The sequence below is a fragment of the Streptococcus sp. 'caviae' genome (assembly GCF_001937065.1).
Classification (GTDB): domain Bacteria; phylum Bacillota; class Bacilli; order Lactobacillales; family Streptococcaceae; genus Streptococcus.
In genome coordinates, this window is record NZ_MOWR01000011.1 from 1 (window position 1) to 25132 (window position 25132).

Annotated in this window: 20 protein-coding genes, 3 tRNA genes and 1 pseudogene; 4 read left to right on the forward strand and 20 right to left on the reverse strand. The window is 39.1% G+C overall.

Annotated features, from left to right (window positions below; genetic code table 11):
- Positions 1 to 279: 279 nt before the first annotated feature.
- The 18 genes and pseudogenes from BMI76_RS09390 to BMI76_RS09475 form a co-directional block, all read right to left on the reverse strand.
- Positions 280 to 1677: an amino acid permease gene (locus tag BMI76_RS09390; protein WP_142355081.1), complete on the reverse strand. Its 1398-nt coding sequence runs from the start codon at positions 1675 to 1677 to the stop codon at positions 280 to 282.
- Positions 1678 to 2012: 335 nt separating this feature from the next.
- On the reverse strand, positions 2013 to 3986 hold the full coding sequence (ftsH, locus tag BMI76_RS09395) for an ATP-dependent zinc metalloprotease FtsH (RefSeq protein ID WP_075347314.1): 1974 nt from the start codon (positions 3984 to 3986) through the stop codon (positions 2013 to 2015).
- 22 nt (positions 3987 to 4008) lie between these two features.
- Entirely contained in the window at positions 4009 to 4551 is a 543-nt protein-coding gene (gene hpt / locus BMI76_RS09400) for a hypoxanthine phosphoribosyltransferase (protein ID WP_075347315.1), read from the reverse strand.
- Between the two features lie 3 nt (positions 4552 to 4554).
- Positions 4555 to 5826 carry a tRNA lysidine(34) synthetase TilS gene (tilS, locus tag BMI76_RS09405; RefSeq protein WP_075347316.1) on the reverse strand — a complete coding sequence of 424 codons (1272 nt, stop codon included), beginning with the start codon at positions 5824 to 5826 and terminating at the stop codon, positions 4555 to 4557.
- On the reverse strand, positions 5823 to 7058 hold the full coding sequence (locus tag BMI76_RS09410; RefSeq protein WP_075347317.1) for a serine hydrolase: 1236 nt from the start codon (positions 7056 to 7058) through the stop codon (positions 5823 to 5825). Before BMI76_RS09410 ends, tilS begins: the two co-directional genes overlap by 4 nt.
- Complete coding sequence (locus BMI76_RS09415) at positions 7055 to 7198, reverse strand: SP_0009 family protein (RefSeq protein WP_075347318.1); 144 nt, start codon at positions 7196 to 7198, stop codon at positions 7055 to 7057. Before BMI76_RS09415 ends, BMI76_RS09410 begins: the two co-directional genes overlap by 4 nt.
- Positions 7198 to 7569: a septum formation initiator family protein gene (locus BMI76_RS09420; RefSeq protein WP_075347319.1), complete on the reverse strand. Its 372-nt coding sequence runs from the start codon at positions 7567 to 7569 to the stop codon at positions 7198 to 7200. The genes BMI76_RS09415 and BMI76_RS09420 overlap by 1 nt, the downstream gene beginning before the upstream one ends.
- Positions 7556 to 7828 (reverse strand): RNA-binding S4 domain-containing protein, encoded by a 273-nt coding sequence (locus tag BMI76_RS09425; protein ID WP_075347320.1) that lies wholly within the window; start codon positions 7826 to 7828, stop codon positions 7556 to 7558. Before BMI76_RS09425 ends, BMI76_RS09420 begins: the two co-directional genes overlap by 14 nt.
- Before the next feature lie 120 nt (positions 7829 to 7948).
- A complete protein-coding gene (gene mfd / locus BMI76_RS09430) occupies positions 7949 to 11452 on the reverse strand; it encodes a transcription-repair coupling factor (protein ID WP_075347321.1) in 3504 nt (1167 codons plus the stop codon).
- The gene (pth, locus tag BMI76_RS09435; RefSeq protein ID WP_075347322.1) at positions 11445 to 12014 is read right to left on the reverse strand and encodes an aminoacyl-tRNA hydrolase; all 570 of its coding nucleotides are present in this window, start codon (positions 12012 to 12014) and stop codon (positions 11445 to 11447) included. Before pth ends, mfd begins: the two co-directional genes overlap by 8 nt.
- A gap of 88 nt (positions 12015 to 12102) precedes the next feature.
- Positions 12103 to 13218 (reverse strand): redox-regulated ATPase YchF, encoded by a 1116-nt coding sequence (ychF, locus tag BMI76_RS09440; RefSeq protein ID WP_075347323.1) that lies wholly within the window; start codon positions 13216 to 13218, stop codon positions 12103 to 12105.
- Positions 13219 to 13297: 79 nt separating this feature from the next.
- Positions 13298 to 13549: pseudogene (locus tag BMI76_RS09445) on the reverse strand (helix-turn-helix domain-containing protein); the annotation flags it as partial.
- A 355-nt stretch (positions 13550 to 13904) separates the two neighbouring features.
- The gene (locus BMI76_RS09450) at positions 13905 to 14096 is read right to left on the reverse strand and encodes a DUF951 domain-containing protein (protein ID WP_075347353.1); all 192 of its coding nucleotides are present in this window, start codon (positions 14094 to 14096) and stop codon (positions 13905 to 13907) included.
- 14 nt (positions 14097 to 14110) lie between these two features.
- The gene (locus BMI76_RS09455; RefSeq protein ID WP_075347324.1) at positions 14111 to 14989 is read right to left on the reverse strand and encodes a diacylglycerol kinase family protein; all 879 of its coding nucleotides are present in this window, start codon (positions 14987 to 14989) and stop codon (positions 14111 to 14113) included.
- Positions 14990 to 15038: 49 nt separating this feature from the next.
- Positions 15039 to 16175, reverse strand: a complete 1137-nt coding sequence (gene dnaN, locus BMI76_RS09460; RefSeq protein ID WP_075347325.1) for a DNA polymerase III subunit beta — start codon at positions 16173 to 16175, stop codon at positions 15039 to 15041.
- Between the two features lie 156 nt (positions 16176 to 16331).
- The gene (gene dnaA, locus BMI76_RS09465) at positions 16332 to 17684 is read right to left on the reverse strand and encodes a chromosomal replication initiator protein DnaA (protein WP_075347326.1); all 1353 of its coding nucleotides are present in this window, start codon (positions 17682 to 17684) and stop codon (positions 16332 to 16334) included.
- A 200-nt stretch (positions 17685 to 17884) separates the two neighbouring features.
- Positions 17885 to 18661, reverse strand: a complete 777-nt coding sequence (locus BMI76_RS09470; protein WP_075347327.1) for a ParB/RepB/Spo0J family partition protein — start codon at positions 18659 to 18661, stop codon at positions 17885 to 17887.
- Between the two features lie 192 nt (positions 18662 to 18853).
- Complete coding sequence (locus BMI76_RS09475; RefSeq protein ID WP_075347328.1) at positions 18854 to 20074, reverse strand: S1C family serine protease; 1221 nt, start codon at positions 20072 to 20074, stop codon at positions 18854 to 18856.
- A gap of 216 nt (positions 20075 to 20290) precedes the next feature.
- On the opposite strand from BMI76_RS09475, the gene rlmH reads away from it, so the two are divergent.
- Both rlmH and BMI76_RS09490 read left to right on the forward strand, forming a co-directional pair.
- The gene (gene rlmH, locus BMI76_RS09480) at positions 20291 to 20770 is read left to right on the forward strand and encodes a 23S rRNA (pseudouridine(1915)-N(3))-methyltransferase RlmH (RefSeq protein ID WP_075347329.1); all 480 of its coding nucleotides are present in this window, start codon (positions 20291 to 20293) and stop codon (positions 20768 to 20770) included.
- Between the two features lie 247 nt (positions 20771 to 21017).
- Positions 21018 to 21698, forward strand: a complete 681-nt coding sequence (locus BMI76_RS09490) for a YoaK family protein (RefSeq protein WP_075347331.1) — start codon at positions 21018 to 21020, stop codon at positions 21696 to 21698.
- 376 nt (positions 21699 to 22074) lie between these two features.
- Here the strand turns inward: BMI76_RS09490 and BMI76_RS09495 are convergent.
- Positions 22075 to 22148 (reverse strand) — tRNA-Arg (locus tag BMI76_RS09495).
- 173 nt (positions 22149 to 22321) lie between these two features.
- On the opposite strand from BMI76_RS09495, the gene BMI76_RS09500 reads away from it, so the two are divergent.
- Positions 22322 to 22393: transfer RNA gene (locus BMI76_RS09500), tRNA-Glu, on the forward strand.
- Positions 22394 to 22398: 5 nt separating this feature from the next.
- Positions 22399 to 22472 (forward strand) — tRNA-Asn (locus tag BMI76_RS09505).
- A 61-nt stretch (positions 22473 to 22533) separates the two neighbouring features.
- On the opposite strand, the gene BMI76_RS09510 is transcribed toward BMI76_RS09505, so the two are convergent.
- Positions 22534 to 25128 (reverse strand): YfhO family protein, encoded by a 2595-nt coding sequence (locus BMI76_RS09510; protein WP_180372842.1) that lies wholly within the window; start codon positions 25126 to 25128, stop codon positions 22534 to 22536.
- Between the last annotated feature and the right edge of the window lie 4 nt (positions 25129 to 25132).

Here is a 25132-nt window from a genome sequence, read left to right on the forward strand (position 1 = left end):
ACCTTCATAAAATCGGAAAATCTTATGAAGAATTCAAGCGTGAGAGGAATACCTCTCAACCACAATTATAACAGATTTTTCACTTATCTAACCGATTTTTTCAAGACATTGTCATTTTCGATTGACATACTTTTTTTCACCTTTTTTTTCACCCTTAAATACACCTCCTCGCCTTGGACGTTTTCCTTGCTCCCTAATAACGTGAGAATTCCAACGGCGGCATCAACTATCTGTTGAAATTTAAAAAACATTTTGGAATCTCCCAAAATGTTTTTCTGTTTAATCCGTTGAAATAGTAGAGTGTTTATAGCCATAACTGAAGTAGATTAGAACACCAATCACAGTGCTGACAGCAAATGCAATCCAAGTGATTGTCATATATTGACTCATCAGCGCTAAACATATAATTATTGACATAATCGGCAGTATTGGTATAAAAGGTGTTTTAAATTCCCCGGCCTTGGGTTCCCCTTGATCTTTTCTTAGTTTAATAATGGCAACTGCCAGCATAATAAGGTAGGCTAAGGTACAAATATTTAAGAATTCTGCAATACTGGAAAGAGGAAATACACCCGCACAAATCATGGACGCAAATCCCACCACAAGTGTAGCATTCTTAGGAACCTTACTGTGTTTCGTAACAACACTGAGTTTTTGCGGCAAAAGGCCATCGCGGCTGATACTGTAGACCGTTCTTGCCAAAGCATAAGTCATTGAAATGCAGACGGTTATCAGCGTTAAAATAGCAATAATGGAAATGTAGTCGGCTGCCCAATTTAAACCTGCTTGGCGAAGGGAGTAGGCAACTGCATCAGCCACATTTAATTTGGAATAGTGGACAATTCCTGTCAGTACCAAAGTCACACTGGCATAAAGAATCGTTACAATAGTTAAGGAAGTGATAATGCCTTTAGGAATTGTTTTTTGCGGTTCCTGAACTTCATCGACAGCCATTGAAATAGATTCAAAACCTAAAAAAGCAAAAAACATCAAAGAAGCACCGGCCATTATTCCTGTCTGGCCTCCGTAAATTTGACCAAAGCCAAAAGGAGAAAAATCAGACCAATTTTCAGGTTTTAAATGAAAAATCCCTACAATGATAAAAAGAGCCAAGGCAGAAAACTTCATGATGACCAGACTGCTGTTGAAGCGCAGGGCAATTTTAGAGTTCAAAAGGACAATCCCCGTAACCAGCAGAACAACTAAAACCGGCAGCAGATCAATGTAACTGCCTTTACTTGGATTGAAAGTACCGTTTAAAGATGTTGGCAGCTTTATATTATAGCTCAACAGCAGCCCCTTGAGATAACTTCCCCAACCGGAAGCAACGCTGGATACCGCAGTCAGAAATTCCATAATGATATACCAACCGGCCATCCAAGCTGGAAATTCTCCTAAAGTAGCATACAAATAACTGTAAGCTCCTCCATTTGCCGGAATTCTTGAGGCAAATTCTGCATAAAAAAGAGCTGAAATTCCAACAGCTACTGCCGCAATGATAATCGAAATCACCAAAGCCGGACCTGCATATTGTGCCGCACCAATACCAGTAATCGTAAAGATTCCTGTTCCTACCATTGAACCCAAACCAAGAAAAATCAAGTCCGCTACTTTGAGGTGGCGCTTCATTTCTGTCTTGTCTAACTTTGTATTTTTCTTTCTGAATATAGTCATCATTTCTCCTAATAGTTTTAACAACCATATTAGTTTATCACAGTAAGCAGTCCTTGTAAATTTAATTGAACAAAAAAATGGAAGTGGAATCAACCCCAAAATTGAAAATTTTGGTTCGTATTCCCACTCCCATACATTTGTTTAGGTCTTCCGCTTTGGCCTTGTAGCAAAAGGAAAGCCAGCCAACAGTGGTTTATTGGTGCTTTAGCACCAATGAACTGTGCAGGGATGAGACTTCTTGGCCTGGCCAACAGGTCTTACTCCCAAGCACTGCGTCAAGAGCTTATTTCAAAACAAGAATATTGGACACGTTTTTGCCTAGTCTCATTTTTTCAATATCAATCAGCCTTATCTTCAGTCATTTTTTCTTTGATTTCATCATAGGACAGGGCATGAGCTTCTTCTGAATCATCATCTGACTTTTCAGGCATCTTGCCTGTTTCGTAAATAGACTTGATTTGTGCTGCATCAAGTGTTTCATACTTAAGCAGGGCTTCCGCAATTAATTTATGTGTTTCGCGATTGCCATTAATAATATCAGCTGCCTTATTGCGAGCTTCATTTAGGAGATCGCGAACTTCTTCATCAATAAGAAGGGCTGTCTGAGCTGAATAGGCCTTTTCAGGTGCAAACTGACCTGGCATCATTGAATGATTGCCTTCGTATTGAACAGGGCCGAGTTTTTCACTCATACCATATTCTGTTACCATGGCACGGGCTAATTGCGTTGCCTGTTCAAAGTCGTTGGAAGCACCCGTTGTTTGAGCATTAAAGATAATTTCTTCAGCAACACGGCCTCCCATAAGTCCAGCCAATTGCTCTTTCAAATCATCTTTAGACAGGAGATTCTGATCTTCCTTCGGAAGTGCAATCATGTAACCGCCGGCACGTCCGCGCGGAACAATGGTAACTTTATGAACAACACGCGCATTGGATAAAACAAGTCCTACAATAGTATGTCCAGCTTCATGATAAGCCACCATCTGACGTTCATGTTCAGAAATGGTTTTATCCTTCTTAGAAGGACCGGCAATAACACGGTCTTCTGCTTCATCGATATCACTGGCATCAATTGTTTTCTTGTTGCGGCGGGCTGCGACAAGAGCAGCTTCATTCAAGACATTTTCCAAGTCTGCACCGACAAATCCCGGTGTCTGCTGAGCAATGACTTTTAGGTCAACATCTTTAGCCAGAGGTTTATTCTTCGAATGAACACGAAGGATAGCTTCGCGGCCCTTAACATCCGGTCTGCCGACAAGAACCTTACGGTCAAAGCGTCCGGGACGAAGAAGAGCGGGATCCAGAACATCACTGCGGTTGGTTGCAGCAATAACAATGATATTTTCGTTTCCTTCAAAACCATCCATTTCAATCAGCAGCTGGTTGAGGGTTTGTTCACGCTCATCGTTTCCGCCGCCCATTCCGGCTCCGCGGCGGCGGCCGACAGCATCAATTTCATCGATAAAGATAATGGCACGCTCAGCCTTTTTAGCATCCTCAAAGAGGGAACGAACACGGCTGGCTCCGACACCAACAAACATTTCGACAAAGTCCGAACCTGAAATACTGAAGAAAGGAACTCCGGCCTCACCGGCAACAGCTTTAGCAAGCAGGGTTTTACCGGTACCTGGAGGGCCTTCAAGGAGGACACCTGACGGAATACGTGCTCCCAAAGCTTTATAGCGTTTTGGTTCCTTTAAGAAATCAACCACTTCAATAAGTTCTTGTTTTTCTTCTTCTGCTCCGGCAACATCTGAAAAGCGCACTTTAACATCGCTTTTAGAAGATGAACGCGCCTTGTTTTTACCAAAACTCATGGCGCCGCGGGCACCGCCTCCGCCTTGATTCATCATCATGGTAAAGAAGAAGATCATAATGATAATTGGCAGGAAGCTTATGAGGAAAGAAATCCAGGCACCGCTTGAGCTCTCTTGTTTAACAGAAATTTTGGTCCCATGATCTTCTGCCAGCTTTTCAATTTTTTCAATAGAAGCGCTGTTAGGCAGAACGATTGAGGTAAACTTCTTAACTTTTGCAGTACTGCCGTTAAAGAAGGCTAAGTCACTGTTCGTCTTTATTTCTTTAGCCTTTTCATACTCACCTGTTACTTGAACAATGCTGCCGCTGGGCTGATAGGTAATTGATTTTATATCACCTGATTTGACATGTTTAACAAGGGTCGTGTAACTGATTTTTTCACTCTGTGAACCTGTTCCTTTAAAAAAATACTGAAAACCAGTTACAATAGCCAAAATCAGTATGATATAAACAAAGGAGTTTTTCACAAATCCATTATTTCGATTATTTTTCATGTATTAATTAACAACCTTTTTCTTATTTTGAATAAACTTCTTCTTTCAGCACTCCTACATAAGGAAGATTACGGTAATTTTCAGCGTAATCTAAGCCAAAGCCAACGATAAATTCATTTGGAACATCGTAGCAGACATAGTCAGCATCAATGTCAACGACACGACCTTCCGGCTTATCAAACAAGGTAGCAATCCTGACAGAATTTGCCCGACGATACTTGAACATGTCACGCAGATATTTTAAGGTGCGGCCGGTATCAATAATATCTTCAATAAAGACAACATCGCGGCCTTCAATATTGGTGTCAACATCTTTTAAAATCTTGACTTCACCGCTGCTGCTAGTGCCGCCATGATAGCTTGATACAACCATGAAATCAATTTCAACATGCGTATCAATATGTTTCATTAACTCAGCCATAAAAGGAACAGAGCCTTTTAAAACACCGACTAAAAGGGGATTTTTCCCAGCATAGTCTTTGGTTAACTGAGCGCCTAACTCTTTGGTCTTAATGATAATTTCCTCTTCAGAATAGAGGACTTTTTTAATATCTTGTTCGAGCATCTCTCACCAATTTCTATTTTGAATATACAGTCTGCCTTTCATTATACCATCTTTAAAATCTTTTCTCAAATAAGTAATATCATCTAAAAGAATTAAAATGATTTCGCCGTCCTGCTCAAGAATAACCGCTTCTGAGCGTTTAGCAGGAGGAATTTTATCATCGATAAACAGGCGCCGCACTTTTTTAGAATATGAGCCCAGCTGAATTTTATCCCCCGGTCTGCGTTTCCTGATCAAAATAGGAGCGTCACTCTTTAAAGCAAAACCTTCTTTAGAATCTGACACTTGCTGAAAAGAAAATATGTACTGACCATATTTGACCATACTGTCATATTCTAGCACTCTTTGTTCGTCATCTCCATCCGTCTTAAGACCTATTTTAGCAATTTCAAACCTTTTATCATCCTTTTTTAAATAGTAGCCATTTTTTAAGTAATGGTGATAGTAACTTTTTGTTCTAAGAATATGCAGCAGATTATTAAACTGCGCCTTGCTTATATTTAAGTCAGGGAAATTTTCGAGATAGCCTTGCAGCAAAAAATACTGAACAGGCTCACTCTGGTTTTGAAAAACCTGACAGTCCTGAGGATCCAACTGCTTGCTTAAATCAGCAAAGGCCTGAAAAAGCTTGTCAGTTTCTGCACCCAGAGCAATTAAATGCCGAGCTATTTGAGGATTCTCCTGCTTTAATGTCGGCAGGTAAGTGTTTCTGATTCTGTTTCTTAAATAGCGGTCTTCTTTATTCGAGCTGTCATCAAAGTGAAAAATATCCGGCAGATCTTTTTTGGGAAAGGCCAAAAAAGGCCGGATCAGCTGACCGCAGGCAAAAGGCTGCACTTCCTTGATTCCGGTTAAATAACGCAGGCGCGACCCTCTCAGTAAACGTAAAAAAACTGTCTCAGCCTGATCATCAGCATGATGGGCAGTGACAAGAGCCGTGTAATCATATTTAAGCATGACTTTTTTAAAAAAAGCATAACGAAAATCACGCGCTTTTTTTTCAGAAAATGCTCCCTTATAAGTATCGCTGTAAAAAGGAAGCTGCTGTTCTTGAGCCCAGTTTTTAAGATAGGCTTCCTCTTCATCGGCTTGAAGCCTTTGTTTATGATTAACATGAGCTATGGCTATTTCTATACCTAGCTGCTTTTGATAGACATGCAAAAAGTGCAGCAGATTCATAGAATCTACTCCACCTGATACAGCTATTAAAACCTTGTTATGCTGGTCAAAAAACTTTTTGTCTTTCGCATATTTAAAAATCTTGTCGTAGGTCATTTTAAGATACCATACACATCGTCAGCGATTGCTGAGATATTGTTATAAGATGATTTATCTGTAAAAATAGATAAAATAAAGGGTTCACCAGCATAAATGACAGCTACATCATGCTTATAGTCATAGGCATCGCCGATTTTATGGGCAACAGGAGCAGCAATATCACGAGAAATACGATCACTGTCAAACTCAGTTGTTTTTAAATAATTTAAAGCTGAGCCGCTCTGATTGTAGAGAGCTTCCATGACATTTGCTGCTGTCCTTGATGAAACCTTTCGATTGTCCATATTCCACTGGACACCAGCTGCTTTTTGAATGGTTTCCTGATAAGTTTTATCGTATTTGTGGGCAATATAGTAGCCTAAAATATTGCTGGCAGCATTGTCTGAATGCTGAGTTACCGCTTTTAATAAGCTATCTACAGTATAGGCCTTATTGTCTGCTTTTTTAGGCATTTTACCGCTGCCCTCAGTCTTATAGGCCCCCTTAAATTGATTCACTTGTTCGGTATAGGTCAGCTTGTCCGTTAATTTTACTTTTCCGTCTTTAATTTGTTTTTCAACAAAATATAAAATAGGAAGCTTTGTCACACTGGCAGAGTACATTGCCTTGTCTTCATTAATTCCAGCTGTCTGCTGCGTATCCAGCTGCTTGATGTAGATAGAATAGTTCGATTTATTGTATTTTTTATTTAACAAATCCTGAACTTTTTCCATGCGATTGTCCACAGCATCTAAATCTTTTTCATTTATCCAGCCTTGGCCGTCAGCTTTTAAATAGATGCCATGGTTGGTAACAGCTCTTTTGGAAACGTGTACCTTACTATAGCCTGTAAGTTTCGTCTTGACCTTTTTTACACCTGTCACATAAGGATTTTGATAGATGGTAAACGTTTTTTTCAGCCAAAAATTTCTGGAAAAATGATCCTGCCGAAGAACAATATCGGCATAAACACTGTCATAGCTAGCCTTTATAAAGCGGCCATCTAACAGCTTAAAAACCGGTGTCTTAACATTTTTTGTAATCAGGGCCTTGATTTTCAAAGCAGAATCGGGCTTAATGGTTTGAGCTTTCCCTGTCAGATCAGCCTTTGGAAAACTGGATACAGCATGATAAATATTAGGATTTGTTGGAATATTATTAAAAAATTCTGAAGACGATTTTTCCGTACTGATTGCCAAAATAGGAGCAGAAAAAACAATCATTAACATGATGGCTAACAATTTTTTCATTTTGCTCCTCCTACTTTATTTTGAACGTTCATTTTATGAGACGGCTCTTCTCGCAAAGCCTGATTTTTTTGAGCCAATTCTTCCAGTTTATCATCAGAATAAGCTAAAAATTTTTCGACTGTTTCAATTAAATGTTCCATTATTTCGGTAATAAACTTGGTGCAGGGTAAATATTTTCTCCGTCAATAGAATAATAATATTTAGCGCGTGCATACTTTTCAACATAACTGTCATCTTTCAGACGCTTAGCAAATTTTTGTTCAGCCTCTGTTTTAGCATTTAGCTGGTCCTGCTGTTTTTGCAGTTTGACAATCTGTTCTTTTTTCTCCTGTAAATTCATATAGCTGGCAACCAGATTGTAGGCCGGCAAAATAAAGAGCAAAATAATAAAGACTAAAATCCAGCCAATGAAGCGATGGCGGCGTCTCATCTCCTCTTCTTCATAGCGTTTTCTGCTGTTTTCATCATTGATGTACTTATTATTAAGCTGAACAATGTTAGGTTTCTCCATCTGGTTCAATCCTCGTCTCACTTATGATTTCATACATATTGGCAGCGTCATCTTTTTTAGTGCTGTCTTTCATTTCCAAAACACGGACCGTCAGCAATTTATTGCCAAAGCGTATTTCAACAGTGTCATTGATTTTTAAATCTGTTGAACTTTTGGCCAAGATACCGTTAACTTTAATACGTCCTTTATCAGCTACTTCCTTGGCTACCGGGCGGCGTTTTATAATACGGGATACTTTCAAATACTTATCTAATCTCACCTAATCACCTCAAGTCTATTTTTTTATTCTAACATTTTTCTTTTTAAAAAGATAGAAAGAGCTTAGCTGCATGCTTATATTTTCTGTTGAAGACCGCTAAGAAAATGTGCTGTCCTTAACTTAATGATCAGCTTTTCTCATTTTAATCTCATTTAAACTGTCTCCAAATTTGAGCAGCTCTTCTAAAATTTCGTAATCTTTCTTTGCTCTTACATTAAAAATGACTTTAATTTGTCCTTCTTCTTCGCTGATCTGAGCTTTCAGACTGGTTTTAGATAAGGCTTCAAAATAGTCCTGCGTCAGATAAAATTTCTGAGAGGCTTTTTCAAATAAAACACTGATATGATCGTCTTTTTTCTCCAATAAAGTCACAAAAGCCTTATCCATATAGGACTTAACAAGGCCGATTTCCAGCAAGTAAGCCACCTGATCCGGATACTCGCCAAAACGGTCTATCAGCTCATCTTGAAGTTCTTGATAGTCTTCACGGCTGTCAATTTCACGGATTCTCTTGTAAATATCTATTTTTTGCCGCTCATCACTAATGTAGCTGTCTGGCAGATAGGCATCGATCTGCAGATTGATTTCTGCATTTCCTTTGGAGCGTGCCTGTGATTTTCCTAATTTTGCCGCAATAGCTTCTTCTAACAGCTGCGAATACATTTCAAAGCCCACAGAATCAATAAAGCCGCTCTGTGAGGATCCCAGCAGATTTCCAGCACCGCGGATAGACAGATCCCGCATGGCAATTTTAAAGCCTGACCCGAGTTCTGTAAATCCTTTGATAGCTTCCAAACGTTTTTCTGAAACTTCAGTTAAAATTTTATCCGGATGATACATGAGGTAAGCATAGGCAATACGGCTGCTTCGGCCAACACGGCCCCGAAGCTGATACAGGGTTGATAAGCCCATATAATCTGCATTTTCAATGAATAGTGTATTAACATTTGGAATATCAACACCAGTCTCAATGATTGTCGTTGTTACTAAAATATCATACTCTCCATCAATAAAATCCAGCAAGGTATTTTCAAGCTGAATTTCACTCATTTGTCCATGAACAAAACCAATGCTGGCTTCTGGAACTAACTCTTGAAGCTCTGAAACTTTCTTGTCAATCGTGTCAACTTTATTGTAAACATAGAAGACCTGGCCGCCGCGGTCAATTTCACGCATAATGGCCTCACGGATGACCCCTTGATTATTTTCCATAACATAAGTCTGGACAGGATAGCGGTTAGTTGGCGGCGTTTCAATCACTGATAGATCACGTATTCCAAGCATAGACATGTGCAGGGTTCGCGGAATGGGAGTAGCTGTCAAGGTTAAGACATCAACCTTTGTCTTCAGTTTTTTCAGCGTTTCCTTGTGCTTCACACCAAAGCGCTGTTCTTCATCAATAACCAGAAAACCTAAATCTTTAAAAGTAACATCTTTAGAAAGCAGACGGTGGGTGCCAATAATAATGTCAATCTGACCCTTTGCCAATTTTTTCAGCGTTTCCTGCTGCTCTGCTTTTGTCTTAAAACGGCTCATGACATCGATATTGACTGGAAAGTTTTCAAAACGTTCTTTGAAATTATTGTAATGCTGCTGAGCCAGAACAGTTGTCGGAACCAAAACAGCGACTTGCTTGCCATCATTGACAGCCTTAAAAGCTGCCCGCATGGCGACTTCTGTTTTTCCAAAACCAACATCCCCAACAAGCAAACGATCCATAGGCTGCCCTTTTTCCATGTCTTTTTTTACTTCCTGAATAGACCTTAACTGATCCTCAGTTTCAACGTAGGAAAAATGATTATCGAAAGCTTCTTGACTGTCATCATCGTGAGAAAAAGCAAAGCCCTTTAGCTGACTGCGTTCAGCATAGAGTTTCAAAAGGTCATCAGCAATATCCTCAACCTGGCGTGATACCTTTTGCTTAGCTCTCTGAAAACGGCCGTCGTTCAGCTTATTAATCTTTGGTTCTTTTCCATCACTGGCAACATATTTTGACAGCATTTCTATCTGTTCGACAGGAATAGAAATACGGTCAGAATTTTGATACTGGATGGTTAAATAGTCGCGATGGACACCTGATACCTCAATGGTTTCAATCCCCAGAAAACGGCCAATTCCATGAACATTATGAACAACATAATCTCCCTTTTCCAGCTCATTGTAATCTTTAAGACGTTCAGCATTGCTGGCAGTCTTACGGCGGATTTTGCGCTTGATTTTTTTATGGAAAATTTCACGCTCAGTGATAAGAGCAATTTTTTCATCAGCAAAATAAAAGCCGCTGGACAGATTTCCAATAATCAGCTGGGCTTGATTTTCAAGAATCTCATCAGCTTTACTAATAGGTAAAGTTAACTGGTACTCTTGTAAAGTTTCCTGTAAACGTTCCTGACTAAGCTGTGAATCTGTCTGTAAAAGAACTGTAGCGCCTGATTTCTGATAACGTTCGATTTCACTGACCAATAAAGGAAACTGATTAAAGAACTCCTGCATGGGGTACTGGGTAAAGTTATGAATGCAGTCGAACTTTAGATTTCCCAAACCCTTATGAAAATTTGAAAAGAAAACAGCGGGTTGATACTGCCGCAAAGACCTGTAAGTATCTGCAAAATAAGATAAACTTGACACTGCTTTACTATTTTGTAAATCCTCTGTCAAAAGAGTGGCAGCATCCAAATCAAAACGGCTGTTTCTATCTATAATCTTTTGAAAATCATCAAAAAAGATAGGTGTTTGTTTGGGCAGATAATCCAACAGCGTCCATTCTTTTTGATAGAAAAAAGATAAAAATTTTCTAATATCCTGATGCCGATGGTGTTCTTTTGTAACCGCTGAGACTTCCTTTAAATAAGATTTCAAATCCTCACTGGCAGTAAGAGGAACTTTCTCCAGCTGGCGGCAGGCACGTTCAAAATCACCTTCCGTAAGAACAATGTCATCAGACGGTGTTAAAATGAAGGAATCAAGATTAGCAAGAGATTTTTGGCTATCAACATCAAAAGTACGAATACCATCTATTTCATCACCAAAGAACTCAAGACGGTAAGGCAATTCCTGCTCAACTTCATAGATATCTAAAATATCCCCTCTTTTGCTGAATTCTCCTGGATTATAAACCTGAGCTACTTTTTCATAACCACTATTTGACAAGTGCTTTACAAGATTGTCAAGATCATGTTCTTCACCAACAGCTAGTTTTAATCTGGCAGCTTGATAATTTTGCGGATTTGGCAGCAGAATCCGAGTTCCCGCAATACTGGTAACCAAAATACCTTCTTTTTGCTCATCTAACAGAAAATTTAAGCTCTGGACACGAGAATTTGTCTTATCCTGAGAGGCAAAAATAAATTCAGCAGCAGCCGCATCGTCAGCAAAAAAACGATAGACTTTTTCTTCGCCTATCAAGCCGATCAAATCATCTGACAGCTTTTCAGCCTCATTTTGCGTTGAAGTAACAATGACTATTTTGCCTTTATAGCCACTCCATACTGCTGCCATTGCCAAAGCCTTGCTGGCGTTTGACAATCCTGTTATTAACTGTCTGCTGGAAACAGACAGCTGCTCAGTCAATTTTTTAAGTTTAGTATTTTCTTTAAATAAATCAATTATAGTCATCTTATCCATTAAATTTTTGCATGGTCATATTGAAATCTTTAGTCTGTAAATAATACTTTACAGCTTGGTCAACTTTGTCAATTGTCATTGAAATAGTTATGCTGTCATCTTTATCAAACTTTCCAAGAACATGATGAACGACACTCACACCAGCTTTGGGACGGCCAATCCCAATTTTAACTCGGTCAAACTCTTGTGTTCCCAGTTCTTTAATAATACTCTTAATTCCATTATGTCCACCCGCGGAACCTTTCTGTCGAAAACGTATTTTCCCCACTTCCATATCCAAATCGTCATAAATGACAATCAGGTCTTTCGGTTCTAGATTATAATAGGCTAAAAAAGCTCTGACAGCTAAGCCGCTGGCGTTCATAAAGGTAGTAGGTTTAATAAAATAAATCTTCTCACCATCTATAAAAGTACTGGCTTCCTCTGCTTTGAAAACTTTATTTTCTGTAAAGCTGATATTCAAAGAGTTGACAATCCTGTCAACTGCCATAAAACCAATATTATGCTTTGTATCCTTATACTTACTTCCCGGATTACCTAATCCCACAATTAATTTTGTCATTTTTTCCTTTCAAAGACCAAAAGGGAGCTGAGAAAATTTCCCAACTCTTTTTAGGTTATAGGTGATTTTTATAGCTTTTCTCAGCACTTTAAACATTAAAACGAAATTCCATGATGTCACCATCCTGAACAACGTAATCTTTTCCTTCTTCACGCAGCCGGCCGGCTTCTTTAACAGCTTTCTCAGATCCATAATGAATGAGATCATCATAGGACATCGTTACAGCACGGATAAAGCCCTTTTCAAAATCCGAATGAATAATACCCGCTGCTTGAGGCGCTTTGATTCCGCGCTTGAAAGTCCAGGCACGGACTTCCTTTTCTCCAGCAGTAAAGTAAGTGCCAAGCCCCAATAAATGGTAAGCAGCTCGTGTCAGCTTATCAATACCTGACTCCTCCAAGCCCATCGCTTCAAGAAACTCTTGCTTGTCTTCATCATCCAGTTCAGAAATTTCTTCTTCAGCACGCGCTGAAATTACGACAACTTCAGCATTTTCAGTAGCTGCAAACTCACGGATTTGTTTGACATAGTCAATATTATCTGGATCAGCTACCTTATCCTCATCCACATTGGCCACATAGAGCACTGGTTTCGTTGTCAGCAAAAACAAGCCTTTGACAATCTTTTGTTCATCTTCTGTAAAGTCAATGGTTCTAGCAGATTTACCGTCTTCAAGGACTGGCTTAATTTTTTCAAGCACCTTAAATTCAGCTACAGAATCCTTATCTTTCTGAGTTCTCGCAATTTTTTCCACACGCGCATAGCGTTTATTAACAGATTCCAAATCGGCCAAAATCAATTCGAGATTAATCGTTTCAATATCTGCTATGGGATCAACAAAAGCCGACTCACGGCCCTGTTCACGCATGACATTTTCATCATCAAAAGCACGGACAACATGAACAATGGCATCCACCTCACGGATATTGGCCAAAAATTTATTGCCCAGGCCCTCTCCTTTGGAAGCACCTTTGACAATACCTGCGATATCAGTAAATTCAAAAGTTGTCGGAACAGTTTTCTTAGGTTTTATCAATTCTGTCAGTTTTTGCAGCCGTGCATCCGGCACTTCAACCATGCCAACATTAGGATCAATTGTTGCAAAAGGATAGTTGGCAGCTTCTGCTCCTGCCTTTGTAATAGCATTAAAAAGAGTTGATTTACCAACGTTTGGCAAACCAACAATACCTGCTGTTAAAGCCATAAATGTTAGTCTCCGTTATTTTATTCAATCATGATTATTATAGCAAAAAAGATAAGAAAAAGCTTGCCAATTAACAAGCTTAATGAAAAATATCAGCAAGACTCCTTAAAAACCACAACACCAATCCTCCAAGAGGAAACAGCATCCACCAGTAGTTTACTAAAAATTCCCAGCCGTTCATTTGTTTTTCAGTTTTTTTATTCACAGCACTTTCACTTTCAGCAACCGTTTCATCTTCTTTGCCTAAAACAAGCTTATCTAAGCTAACTTCAAAGATCTCTGCCAGTTTTACCAGATTGTTCATATCAGGAGTCGCTTCGCCATTTTCCCACTTGGCGGTAAGACAGAAATCTATGATTTCGTCGTCGCACCCCCGCAAGGCTGATTAGAATGGTCACGAGAAGAGCGATGTGAACATTCAATCAGCTACTACGAAAATTGCCTGACGGGATATGAAAAGTTGATTGGCTAATTCTTCTTGCGAAAGTTTACGCTCAGTTCGTAATTTCTTTAATTGATTTGAAAATTGTAACACAGTAGCCCTCCTTCTCCTCCCTATCATAAATCTTTTGTTTGATGCTTACCAGCAATTGTGAGCAAAAGAGCAGTTAAAATTGCGCAACCAATGCTTGCTTTTTCTGTTAAAAACACTGATTTAACAAGTCTTTTTAAGTTGCGCGACTTTTTTATAAAACTTTCTTCATCTTTCGCTCAAAATCGTGCCGGCTCATCATGACGACATGATCACAGTTGGTGCAGCGAATTTTGATATCTGCTCCCAGGCGCATAACTTCCCAACGGTTAGCTTTTTTGCCTGTTGCTTTGATAGTGCAGGCATGAGGCTTTTTCATTTCCACAAAACTTCCTACATCGTACATGGTATTTTTTCCTTTCAAAGATATATTTTCCTCTTTTGACATGTGAAGGTTTCTCTAACAATCTTAGTCAGTTCACCATCAACCTGAGCGGCTGTCGGTTTATAGCAGTCTAAGGTTAATTCCGTGTAAGACTCATGTTTTAAACGAGAACTTTTTTGATGTTTTTTCAACACTAGAGCCAGCAATCCTTGGATATTTTGAAACACTGTTCCCTTTTCCAGATAAACCAAATCAAGCTGATTCGTTTTAACAGAAGCTTCCGGCCAAATCGTAATACCGCCTCCAAAATAAGCAGTATTGGCCAAAACAAACAAAAATAAATCAGATAAGTTTTGCGAGCGGCCTTTAGCGTCTCTAATCGTTAAAGAGACACTTTTACGGCTGAAAGCAGAACGTATGCCAAAGAGCAAATAAGTCAGTTTTCCCAAACCAAGCTGATTCAGCCGTTTTTTTAAAGAAGAATGTTGGGAGTAGGAGATGACACGTGCATCAAAACCAAGGCCCAAACTGTTTAAAATCAAATGATTAGCCGACTGAAAAACAGAAATATCTTGTGTCCTTCGTTTTTGCAGAGCTTCCATAACTGTCTCCAGACTTGCCGGCAAACTGCGGCTAAAGTCATTTCCTGAACCAGAAGCCAGATAGGCAAAGGGAATATCTTTTGGCAAGGCAAAGAGAACTTTGGACAGCGTGCCGTCTCCGCCAATGATTAACAGCTGATCTCGATCAGATTGATAGGCAGCCAGGATTTGGGTCAGCTGGTTGATTTCATCATCAGCACACTGGGTCAGATAAATTTTTGCCTTAAACTGTGGATAAGTTTTTTGAATCATTATCGCTTTTTTTAAGCCGCTTTTATCTCCTGCATTAGGATTGACAAGAATATAGAGCATGTTGTTTATTATATCATATTGATAAAAATAACGCCCTCAGGCGTTATTTTTAATTAGTACGGACAGGTGTAATCAGCTGAATGAAGTTTTCACTGTCGTCGCCCGGTGTCAGGGTGAAAGGACGAATCGGAGAGATGAAACGAATAGTTACCGTTTCACTCTTAAGTGCCTTTAAGGCTTCAATCAGATAAGTTGGGTTAAAACTAATTGTTAAATCACTGCCGGAGATGTTTTCTGTATCCAATTCTTCATTAACCTTACCAACTTCAGGAGAGTTAACATGGGCTGTCACTTGATTGTTGATAATTTCTAATTTAACAGTACCGTTTTGCGTGGCATTTGAAATAAGGTGAGCACGCTCCATGGCATAGCGCAGAGAATTGGTATTAAAAACAACTTCGGTTTCAAAATTATTAGCCAGCAGACGGTCGGTATCTGGATAATTACCCTCTAAAAGGCGCGTGTAAAAGCTGATTGTTTCACTTCTAAAGAGGATTTGGCTGCTGGAGAAGAATACTTCTACAGATTCCACATCTTCTGTGAAAACCGCTGCAAATTCACGCAAAGAACGGCTGGGGATAACAACATCAAAATCATCAGTTGAATTGTCCAAGGTCAGTTTGCGCTGACTCATGCGGTGAGAGTCTGTTGCAACAGCCTTAAATTCTTTGTGATTGGTCAAAATCAAATGAACACCGGTTAAAATCGGACGGCTTTCCTGTGTGCTGGCAGCAAAAGCTGTTTCTGAAATAATGGTTTTCAACAGTTTTGTTTCCAAGATTAAAGGATTGTTTGTGACAACTTCCTGCAAGCGCGGATATTGTTCAACATCTTTTCCTTTAAGAGTAATTTCTGATTTGCCGCTGTTTAAGACGACTTGATGCTGTTCAATTTCTTCAAAATCTAAAGTGACATCCGGCAGACTTGAAACAACGTTAATAAAGAAATTAGCTTCAAGCAGGATTGCCCCCGGAGAAGTAATTAACAGTCCTGCATTCTCATCATCAGCTGAAATGGTATTTTCAATAGAAATTTGACCATTAGAACCGGTTAAAACGATTGATTGGGAGTGTACTTCGATTTTTAAGCTGGAAAGAATAGGAATAGCATTTTTAGAACTAATAGCTCTTTTGGTTGCATTTAGAGCTTGTAAGAAAAAGGTTTTATTGATTGAGAATTTTATCATGGAATACTCCTTTATTTTATAAGTATTAAGTTAGTGGTAGTAGTAGGTCTTGTGCATAGTGCGGATAAGTCTGGGAAACTAAGGTACTGCCTAGCTTAAGAGTTGTTCACAACTTGTGGATAAAAAGTTACGTTTATCAGACTTATGCACAGAAGCCTATTTTATTTTGTTTTTGATCGTCTCCAACTCAATTTTTAAGCTGTCGTCCTGGGCCAGCATATTTTTGATTTTGTTGTAGGCATGCAGGACGGTTGAATGGTCGCGTCCGCCAAACTCTTTCCCGATTTTTGGAAGACTGTTGTCCGTCATTTCACGCGCTAAATACATGCCAACCTGACGTGCCAGCACAATGTTTTGTGTCCGTTTGGTCGATTTGATTTCCTTGACCGTTACGCCGTAAAATTTTCCTACCTGTTTTTGAATGTCTTCAATAGGAATAACAATCATTTTAGGGCTGCTGTCTTGCTTTCTGGCTCTGATAGCTTCTGCTGCGACTTCAACGGTTATAACATCAAGATTTCTGTAATTGGCCACCAGACTGATATCTTTTAAAGCACCTTCCAAATCCCGGACATTGGAATCAAACTGTCCTGCCAGATACTCAATTGTTTCTGACTGGAAGCTGTAGTTATATTCTTGAATTTTGTTATTTAAAATAGCGACGCGGGTTTCAAAATCAGGCGGTGTAATATTAACCGTCAGTCCCCATTTAAAGCGCGTGACCAAACGCTGTTCCAAATCATTAAGATCATCCGGGGTTCGGTCGCTGGTTAGCACGATTTGTTTATTATTATCGTGAAGGGCATTAAAGGTATTGAAAAATTCTTCCTGCGTAGCAGCTAAACTTTTTTTGGCCAAAGATTGAATATCATCAATCAGCAGCAAATCTAAGTTGCGAAATTTTTGCTTAAGTTCATCCATGTTTTGCAGTCTGATGTGGACAACAAATTCATTGATAAAGTTTTCGGCAGAAATATACTTGATCCGAGCCTTAGGATTATTGGCCAAAACCGCATTGCCGATAGCATTTAACAGATGGGTTTTTCCTAAACCGGGCCCTCCGTAAATAAAAAGAGGATTGTAGGTCGTTCCCGGAAGGTCTGCTACAGACACAGAAGCTGTAAAGGCCCAGCGGTTTTCATCACCAATTACAAAGTTATTAAAACTGTATTTTGGATTAAGATCGTTTTGCACAATGGGCAGAGGCTGGGCTGACGGTTCAGACACATCAGCTTGGAAATCAGTATTTGATGACGGCTCTTCCTCTTCAGAAACATAGTCAATGGAAATTTCAGTGTTGAAAACTTCAAAACCGGCTGTCAGCACAACAGGCTGCAGATTTTTTTCCCAGAACAGCTTTTTCATATCATCAAGCACAATGGTTGCAGTGCTTCCTTCAACTTTCTGCAGTTTAGCATCTGAAACGAAAAAATCAAATGTAGCTTGTTTTAATTGACTCTGTGCAAGTTCTAAGACCCTATTCCAAAAAATTTCGTCATTTTTTGTCATAGTGTGCTCCTATCAAGATTTGTAATAAGAAAATTTTACCACAAAAAGCAAAAGTTTTCCACAGCCGCAAAAGAAAAATCCACATTGTGAATAAAAGTTTTCCACAACTTGTGGAAAAAGAAACAAAAACAGTTAATTCAGCCGTTTGAGCTGCTTTTTACTGTGGAAAAAAGCGTTAGAAAAAAGTTAAAATGAACAAGCTAATTAAGCCTGTTCATTATTCTGTTGAATTCTTCTTCAGATGTGAAGGAAATTTTCAGCTGTCCCTGGTGCTGTTTATTGTAGTGAATGGTAACAGGCAGGCCTAAAAGCCGACTGATTTCTTTTTCTTTTTCTGAGATGAAAATATCTTTTGGTGGTTTTTTCTTGCTTTCTTTTTTTGGCAGCTTTTTCAAAGCTTTTTCAAGCTGGCGGACACTGAGCTGTTCATTAAGAATTTTATGGAACCAGCTATCCTGCAGCTCTTGCTTATCCAGACTTAAGAGCAGGCGCGCGTGTCCCTGAGAAATTAACCCCTTTTCAAGAGCCTGTTTGATGTTAGCCGGCAGATTTAAGAGTCTGATGCTGTTAGTAATATAAGGCCGGGATTTTCCGATGACTTTTGCGATATCATCATGGGTCATCTGACTTTTGATGATGAGACTTTGATAGGCCTTAGCCTCCTCAATCGGATTGAGATCGGAACGCTGTAAATTTTCAATAATAGCCTGCTTCATGCTGTCCCTATCGGAAACATCTTTGACAATGACAGGAATTTTATCCAATCCAGCCAGTTTAACTGCTTTTAACCGCCGTTCTCCTGCAATTAAATCGTAACCGAAAATATCTGATTTTCTGACAATGACAGGCTGAATCAGGCCATTTTCTTTGATAGACTGTGCCAGCTCTTCCAGTTCTTTAGGTTCAAAATGAAGTCTTGGCTGATATGGATTAGGATTAATATCTTTGGGGTCAAGGTATTTTAGTTCTTCAAGCATTGTTAACTCCATGAAAAAGGAAGGACAAAAACGTGCCGGAGTTGAAAAGAAACACTTTTTGTCCATTCCTGATACAGTTGAAAAATCTTATTTAATAGCGGAATGTGATTGTCAAAAGGAAAGTCAAGCACTTCATATTCAGCTTTTCAGATTGGCTGTAACAGCAGTTGTTGCTTGCTGATTTTTACATCATTAATTATTTAAATCCTGACTTGTCTTTGTCAGCTGAATATCCACTGTCTTCTTATCTTTGCCGCGGTAGAAGGTAATTTTAATCGTATCACCTTTTTTATGCTTGTAAAGAGTGCTTTGCAGATCACTGATGGAAGCTACTTTTTTGCCGTCAATTTCTGTGATGACATCATATTTTTGCAGCTTACCGTCAGCCGGCATACCATTTTGAGTTGAAAGAACAACGATACCGCTTGTAATATCACTTGGAAGTTTTAAGGACTCTCTGCCGCTGGTTGAAGCTTCGCTCAGATTAGCCATGGAAATACCAAGAGCCGGTCTGATAACTTCACCGTTTTCTTCCAATTGGTTAATGATGGAAACCACATCGTTTGATGGAATAGCAAAGCCCATACCTTCAACAGCTACACCGCTTCTTGAATCACTGCTTGATGCGATTTTACTTGAATTAATGCCGATAACCTGTCCTTTAACATTGATTAAAGCGCCGCCGGAATTACCAGGATTGATAGCAGCATCGGTTTGGATGGCGTTGGTTGAAATGGTTTCACCGTTTTCATTTTGTGAGGTAACCGTGCGGCTGAGGCTGGAGACGATACCTTGCGTTACCGAATTAGCATAGTCGCTTCCCAGTGGACTGCCGATGGCAATAGCAGGTTCGCCGACCTTGATCTTATCTGAATTAGCAAATTTAGCAACCGTGCTGACTTCTTTAGAAGAAATTTTCACAACAGCTAAATCAGAATAGGTATCAGAGCCGACTAATTTTCCGACAACTTTTTTTCCGTTAGCCAGCATGATTTCCAGCTTTTCAGCATCTTTTATAACATGGTTGTTGGTTACCAGATAGGCGCTGTCTCCATCTTTTTTGTAGATAACACCGGATCCTTCACCATAGACATTTAAACCATCTTCTGACTTATTTTCGTCTTGTGAGTCATCTCCATAGTCACCGTAGTTATTGTAATAACTGTTATCAGTTTTTTGGTAATTAATAACTGAGACCACAGCATTTTTGACATCTTTAACAGCTTCAGTGGTGTCAGATTTGGTATTATAGACTACATTGCTGACAGTTGTTTTTCCGCCGTCAGAATCTGTTTTATGGCCTGATACCCAGTAAAATACTGCTGTTGAGATAATTCCTAAGATAAAGCTTAAAAAAATAAGCAGAAAAGGGACAAACCATTTTAGGAAGGTATGGGGTTTTGCATTATTCACTTTTAGAACCTCCGAATTTTTCAATCATTAGTCTGGAACAGTCTAAGAAATTTGACTTAATTATACCTTAAAACAGTAAAAAAAGAAAGAATCCACAAGTTGTGGAAAACTTTCTGAAAATGTTGACTTATATTTGCAAATAGGTGCTTTTTAGAAAAGCCGTCTCTTTAAAAAACTGTGGATAAGTCTGCTGAAAAAGATGTTATAATAGAAAGTATGAAAGTAAAATTAATAACAGTTGGCAAGCTAAAGGAAAAGTATCTAAAAGACGGCATTGCTGAATACAGCAAGCGTTTGAGCCGTTTTTCTAAGTTTGAAATGATAGAGCTGCCAGATGAAAAAACGCCAGACAATGCCAGTCAGGCACGGAATGAGCAGATTCTTGAAAAAGAAGGTCAGCGGATTATGTCTAAAATTTCTAACCGAGATTTTGTGATTGCTTTGGCTATTGAGGGTGAGCAGCTTTCTTCTGAGAAGTTCAGTCAAATCCTGTCCGATGCTAAACTAAAAGGTTATTCTGACCTCAGCTTTATTATTGGCGGGAGCCTGGGACTTTCCCAGAAAGTTAAAAAGCGGGCTGACCTGCTCCTTAGTTTTGGCCTTATGACTCTGCCTCATCAGCTGATGCGCTTAGTGCTGACAGAGCAAATTTACCGAACCTTTATGATTCAGGAAGGAAGTCCTTATCACAAATAGGAGACCTGCTGACCTATTCTGAGATGATTAATTGTTTGAAAGGAATTCCGATTTAGAAAAAGCTGCCAAAATGACTAAAATATCAAAAAAAACCATTTTGCCTTTTATGGGATTCCAACGCCTTTGCAGCGCCAGCTGGGTTTATCACTTTATTAAAAAATATCAGGGACAAATGAATTGTTTATCCGTCCGAGAAGCCAGTAAATATCTATGAAAGGTGTTTCACGTGAAACAAAAAGGAGAAAAAATGGCAAAAAAGTATCAAAATTTTGAAGGACTGAGGGTGGCCATGCTCTTAACGTTTATCAGCGGTTTTATTGATGCTTATACCTTCATCACTCAGGAAGGACGCTTTGCCAGCATGCAGACGGGAAATTTGCTGTATATGACCATCAATATTGCAGAGGGACATTTAAAAGAGGCCTTTAGTTTTTTGATTCCCATTGTTTTCTTTATTTTAGGACAGTTTTTCTATTATTTGCTTAAAAAATGGGTCACACCTAAAAACGTGAGATGGCATAAATGCAGCACTTATGTGATGCTGATTCTGTTGGCGGTGATAGCTGTATTAAGTCCTTTGCTGCCTTCTATTTTTACGATTGCAGGGTTGGCAACTTTTGCCTCTATTCAGCTGGCGACTTTCAAGCGGGTCAGAGGATATGCCTATACCAATACCATGATGACAGGCAATATAAAAAATGCTGCCTATCTGTTTCTTAAGGGCAGTGTGGAAAAAGATGAGCAGATTCTAAAGCAGTCGCTCTATATCATTGCAGTTATTATTACCTTTATGGCTGGTGTGTGGGTGTCTGCTGCTCTGTGCCGCTACCTGACCGAAAGCAGCCTTTATCTTTTGCTTTTACCAATGTTAGTATTGGTGTATTTTCTAAATATGGAACGAAAAGAAAATGACATCAAGGATTCGTGATTACTGTTCAGACATTAACCTTAAGCATGATAATAAAAAAGACTGGCACATGCCAGTCCCAGACTGAAGAAAAAGTCAATTTTTATCAAAAGAACTATTGTGTTATGATACTTTCCTTAGGTAGCGCGGACGGTAGCAACTTCCTTTGGAATTTCATACCTAGATTTTGAGCCCAAGTCTCAAAATCTCCGAACGCCAGAAATAAGTGATTTCTGGCGTTTTTGCTACAGCGGAAAGTATCAGGGTCAGGCTCGTTCAATTCGCCTATTTTTCTTATAGATTGTGAATTAATATTATCCTAAGATGTGTATGCTTGTGAAATGCTAACTATAGAGTTTGTCTACAACCTGAGACTGGCACATGCCAGTCCTGCTTTTGATCCCAGCAGGATTCGAACCTGCGACCGTTCGCTTAGAAGGCGAATGCTCTATCCAGCTGAGCTATGAGACCTTATAACCTCATTATTTTACCAAAATTTATGGGCTGCTGTCAATCTTTACAGATTGGTGTATTTCTAAGTCTTTTGTCTAACAGCAAAGGGGAAATATTCTCATAATTTTTTTGAAAAAAAGCTAGACAAATCAAAGATATTTGTTATAATAATAAGAGTGTTAATCAATAATGGTCCGTTGGTCAAGGGGTTAAGACACCGCCTTTTCACGGCGGTAACACGGGTTCGAATCCCGTACGGACTATTAATTCCGGCATAGCTCAGTTGGTAGTAGCGCATGACTGTTAATCATGATGTCGTAGGTTCGAGTCCTACTGCCGGAGTGATAAGACATTTAATCCTGTATAATTGCAGGATTTTTTTATTGCACTTTTTCAGCACCTTTCAGCCTTTTGGCGGTGTGTCAGCTCTAATAGATTTTTGCTTATGCAGCCGATAAAGTATAAAAAGAAAGAGACCAAAAGCAGATATTAGAATTCCTTGATATAAACCTTGAGGAATAAAGGTCATGGTGATCTTGCCTTGGCCTTTTTCAACAGTGATTTTCATAAAGCCTTTCTGAGCTTTTTGAATGTTCAGCTTCTTCCCGCCTTGTACTGCTGACCACCCTTTGTCATAAGGCAGGGTATAAATCAGCGAGCTCTTTTTCTTAGCTGTGTAAGATGTCATGATTTGATTTCTTCGAGTTGACACCTTAACTGCCGAATTTTTTAATTGTGCGATGGCTTTTTGGTAGGCTGTTAAATTTAGGGCATAAACATGCGGCAAGTCATAGCTGACGGTTTTATTATTAGGAAAATCAAATTTGAAAGTCAAAAGCTGCTCTTGTTTATAAGGGCCTAAATTAAACAAATAGTAGCTGTTGTCTGCCGTTTGCTGCATTTTTCGGTTTTTAACTGTCAGTAAAATATTTTTTTCTTCTTCCTTGCTAAAACTCATATTAGGAAGATTGACATAAAGCTGACTGTTAGCAGGTGCCTTTACAGTGTAGTAAACTTTTGCTTGACTCCCTTTAAAATCAGTAACAGCTGTGCGGCCGTTTAAAACTTGGCTGTTTTTGCTTGAGAGGAGAGGAATTTCTGTAAAGAAGCTGTCTTTTATTCCTGTTAATTCTTTGACAACTTTTTCTTGATTGCTAAGCGGATCGGAATCTAACTTGACATCAGTGTAAACGCCTTTTGACATAAGGGCCAAGGGCAGCTGGTAAGAATTTTTATAGAGGCTGTAGTGTTTGCCTTTTTTTCTAAGCTGGAATCCAAATTTATCTGGATCTTGGCTGCTGATATTATAGGCAACCGAGAAAAGGCTGTCCATTAAAATCGTATTGTTATGGTAATTGATGAAAGCATGGTTGCCTTGAGAATAGTAGCCTAGGGCATTTAATAATTCAGCAGACAGAGTATTTTTGACAGATGAAAATTGAGAAATGCTGTTATAATTGAATTTCATGCCATCATTTAAAGTCTGATGAAACAGTTTTTCCAGACGGAAAAAACCAGATGTTTCTCGGTCAGCTAACTTGACATAGTTGTCAACTTCTTTGATATTATCCTCATAAACATTTCTGGAAGGAAAGTTCCAGTCATTTTCAATTCCCTCAATTTGGAAAAAACTGTTTAAAGACAGTTCGAAAACTGTAAAGATGAGTGTAAAGGAAATAATCAGCTTTTGAGAGGCTCCTTTAGTGAAGAAAATGAAGAAAATTGTACCGTAGGCAATTAGAAAGAGGCCGGTCAGTATGAAGTGTGCTGGTGTCAAAAAATCATAGTTTTCCTTAGAAAAGAAAACGCCTGTAAATCCAAGAACTAACAGAACAAAGGCAGGGAAAAAAACTTTGAAGGTCAAATGCTCTGATCTAGACAGGGTTTCGGCTGCCATCATCACTATAACAATGGAAAAGACCCAGGAATAACGGTGAAGAAACATATTGGGCGAATGTATGCCCTGCCAAAAGAGATCCAGAGGCTGGAAAATAAAACTGGCAATAACGAAAGCAATAAGCAGTAGGTAGGCTATCTTGACAGAACCTTTAATGGTTTTAATAAAAAAGAAAGCAAGAGCTAAAATTAGGGGCAATAATCCAATGTAAATGGTTGGGATGGAGCCGTATTTTGTCGTGTCGTAACTGCCAACCATGTTTTTAGCAAACAGATCAAAGAGGCCAAAATCTTGAGATAATATGCCAAAATGCTCAGCTGCCTTTTCTCCGTGGCTGTTCAGATCGAGCAAGGCTGGCAGCAGCATAAAAGCGCTGGTGAGTGCCGAAAAAAGAGAAACCAAAGCAAAATCAGCAAATCTTTTGATTCTTTCCTTAAAATGCCATGATGCCTGAACGAAAAACCAAAGCAGCAGGAAAATGGCTGTCATAAAGCCGAAGAAATAATTTTGGATAAATAAGCAGCTTAAGGCAAGAAAATAAAGGGTTAGGCCTTTTTTATTCATTAAGCGATCTAAGCCCAGCAAAATCAGCGGCAGCCAAATAAAAATGTCCAGCCAGTTATTTAACTCCAGCTGACTGCTGGTAAAACTCATAAGAGCATAGGAAGTTGACAGCATTAGAAGCAGATGTTTTGCTAGGCTGGGATAAAGCTGGCTCATACAATAAAAAGCTGACAGACCAATTAATCCAAATTTTATCAAGGTAAAAAGATAAAAGGCATCAGCCATTGTTTGAACAGTGAAAAAATAAGTCAGAGGTGTCAAAAAGCTGCCTAAGTAATAGCTCATCAGAGCGAAAACGTTAAAACCCAGTCCGTCCTTAAAAGAATAAAATAAGCTGTCTGTTCCATGAAGGATATTGCGAATCAGCGTATCAAAATTGACATACTGATGAAAGCCGTCGCTGGCTAAAAGAGTGGTCTGACTGCCCCAGTAAATGTTTTTTGCAAAAAGTACAGTAAACATGATAAAAGCAGGCAGTACAAAACTGATGCAATAAAAAATAAGGCTCTGTTTGTGATTTTTTAAATAGTTCATCATAGAT